This window comes from Peptoniphilus indolicus ATCC 29427, from assembly GCF_000227315.1.
Taxonomy (GTDB): domain Bacteria; phylum Bacillota; class Clostridia; order Tissierellales; family Peptoniphilaceae; genus Peptoniphilus; species Peptoniphilus indolicus.
The window spans coordinates 316965-319805 of record NZ_JH165061.1; the positions used below are offsets into that span (position 1 = coordinate 316965).

Here is a 2841-nt window from a genome sequence, read left to right on the forward strand (position 1 = left end):
CTTGCACTGTAATAAACACAAAAATCTAAATAAAATTTAATTTTATATTCATTAAAACTCACTACATCTTGATGGTACGAAATATAATATAGATTTAATATCTTCTCTAATATGCCTATAAATATTAAAATCTCAATTTTTTTAAAATTTATAGTATATAAAATCCATATTCAATCTATGTTTAATTATCTTTTATAAAGATCATAAACAGTTCATTATATAATCCTTTAAAATTTATATATTTAGATTTATATTTTTTTGAAAATAAATGCAGAGGTGACATGAATTTAGCAATACATATTGTTTTATTGTCAAAAACAAATTGGCGGAATTTAATCTGCATAATCTAATTTATCTATGATTTTCAAAAATTTCATCATCTTTAGTATGATGGGTCTACCTTACTAAAGGGTTAGTGGAAGTTCTACAAAATAAACACCAAAATTAAATACCTCTAAAATATATGTGAATGAAAATTTAATTGATAATAATGTATAATAAGATAATTAATATATTTGGGGAGAAAAAATGAAGTTATCAGAACATTTTACATATAAAAAATTAATTGAATTTTGTATGCCGTCTATTTTTATGATGTTGTTTACTTCTTTTTATGTTGTCATAGACGGACTCTTTATTTCAAATTTTATAGGCAAGACATCTTTCGCTGCTGTGAACATAATAATTCCATTCCTACTTATGATTGGCGGATTTGGATTTATGATAGGCACCGGAGGAAGCGCCTTAGTTTCCAAAACTCTCGGGGAAAGGAAAATTGAACTTGCCGGTAAGTATTTTTCAATGCTCATTTTGTTTGCAATAATTTTTGGCATAGGTATAAGCATCGTTAGCATTTTATTTTTAAAGGACATCTCCATACTTCTTGGGGCAACAAACGATATGATGAAAGATTGTTTGATATACGGAAAAGTATTGTTGATATTTAATGTTTCGTATATGCTACAAAATATCTTCCAAACTTTTTTGGTAACTGCAGAGAATCCCAAGTTAGGATTAAAGGTTACCATCTTAGCCGGTATAACCAATATGGTTTTAGATGCTATTTTTATTATATGGTTTAACTGGGGTGTATTTGGAGCGGCTCTTGCAACGGGTATAAGTCAAACCGTCGGTACAGTTATACCTCTAATATATTTTATAATTTCTAAGGAAAGTATTTTAAAGTTGACAAAGACTGATATTAAGTGGGATGTAATATTAAAATCTTGTTCCAATGGAATGTCCGAGGTGATGACAAGCGTATCGACATCAGTGATAAGTATAGTATATAATTTACAACTTTTAAAATTTGCCGGAGAGAATGGTGTGGCTGCATATGGGGCAATTATGTATGTTCAATTTATATTTATTTCAATTTATTTGGGATATGATATCGGTACTGCTCCTATTATTGGATATAATTATGGCGCGAAAAATCATTTGGAATTAAATAATATGTTGAAAAAGAGCTTGGTGTTACTATTCTCATCGGGTGTTGTGTTATTTTTAGTTGCTCAAATTGGAACGGATAGTATAAGCACAATTTTTGTAGGTTATGATTTTGAGCTTTTTAATATGACATCTAAAGCCTTTAGAATTTTTTCGATTTCTTTTTTAATTGTTGGATTTAACACTTTTTCATCTTCTTTTTTCACTGCGCTTAACAATGGGTTTGTGTCGGCAATTATTTCGTTTATGAGGACATTTGTATTTCAAATAGTTGCAGTGCTTGTGCTGCCTATTTTCTATGGTCTTAGTGGTATTTGGGCTGCGACTATTGTTTCTGAAGTTTTGGCTTTTTTAGTGGGAATTTCCTTTATACTCGGTCTTGGTAAATTTTACAATTATATTTAGGAAAATCGTTAGCTTATTGTGTTTATTTCGCTGAATAAGGGTAATAATTAGAAAGTAGATAAAGTTATTTTAATAGTAGGAGGAAATTATGAAGAGTTTAAAAGGTACACAAACAGCAGTAAATTTGATGGCTTCTTTCGCAGGAGAATCTCAAGCAAATATGCGCTATACTTATGCAGCATCACAAGCAAAAAAGGATGGTTATGTACAAATCCAAAACATATTTGAAGAAACGGCGAGAAATGAAAAAGAGCATGCTAAGAGATTTTATAAATTTTTAAAGAATAGTTTTGACTCCGGAGAAACTATTGAAGTTACAGGAAGTTTCCCGGTGGTTTTCTCAACAACTGAGGAAAACTTGCAAGGCGCAATTGACGGCGAACATGAAGAAGCCAGCGAAATGTATCCTGAATTTGCAGATATTGCAGAAAAGGAAGGCTTCCCTGAGATTGCAAAAGTATTTAGAGAAGTTGCAGAAGTTGAAGAGGCTCACGAGAAGAGATATAGAAAACTTCTTGAAAATATCAAGAATGACAGAGTATTCAAAAAAGATGAGGTAGTTCTATGGAAATGTAACAACTGCGGATATATTCACGAAGGAATGGAAGCTCCTGAAGTTTGTCCGGCTTGTGCTCACCCACGTGCACATTTTGAAGTTTTCAAAGAAACTTACTAAAATTTAATTTGATTTTATGAATCGGACTTAGGTCCGATTTTTTGTAATTATGGAACAAATAAAATAGGATTACAGAACACAATAATTCTTAAATACGTGGGGACACGCTAATTTGTAACAGTGAAAATTTCCCATCAAGCCAAACAATCCAAAACATCAACAATTTAGAAATAATATGTATAAAAATAAACCCAAAAAACGTTTTGAGGATTTCGGGGAAGGGCGCTTGAGGGAGGTCGTTATGGATAATCTCAACTCCCTTAGCTCTCTCTCGAAATAATAAATTATGAAATACAATATAAATAACCTAG

2 protein-coding genes are annotated in these 2841 nt (G+C 31.0%); both read left to right on the forward strand.

Going from position 1 to position 2841, the window contains the following annotated elements; all coding sequences use genetic code 11:
* Positions 1-528 precede the first annotated feature (528 nt).
* On the forward strand, positions 529-1854 hold the full coding sequence (locus HMPREF9129_RS01420; protein WP_004819572.1) for an MATE family efflux transporter: 1326 nt from the start codon (positions 529-531) through the stop codon (positions 1852-1854).
* An 88-nt stretch (positions 1855-1942) separates the two neighbouring features.
* Positions 1943-2530 (forward strand): rubrerythrin, encoded by a 588-nt coding sequence (rbr, locus tag HMPREF9129_RS01425; RefSeq protein ID WP_004819573.1) that lies wholly within the window; start codon positions 1943-1945, stop codon positions 2528-2530.
* Positions 2531-2841: the final 311 nt, after the last annotated feature.

What these genes read in the sequence shown, in the direction of transcription:
- HMPREF9129_RS01420 (WP_004819572.1), top strand. Translation starts at nt 529, where the DNA reads ATGAAGTTATCAGAACATTTTACATATAAAAAATTAATTGAATTTTGT.
- rbr (WP_004819573.1), top strand. Translation starts at nt 1,943, where the DNA reads ATGAAGAGTTTAAAAGGTACACAAACAGCAGTAAATTTGATGGCTTCT.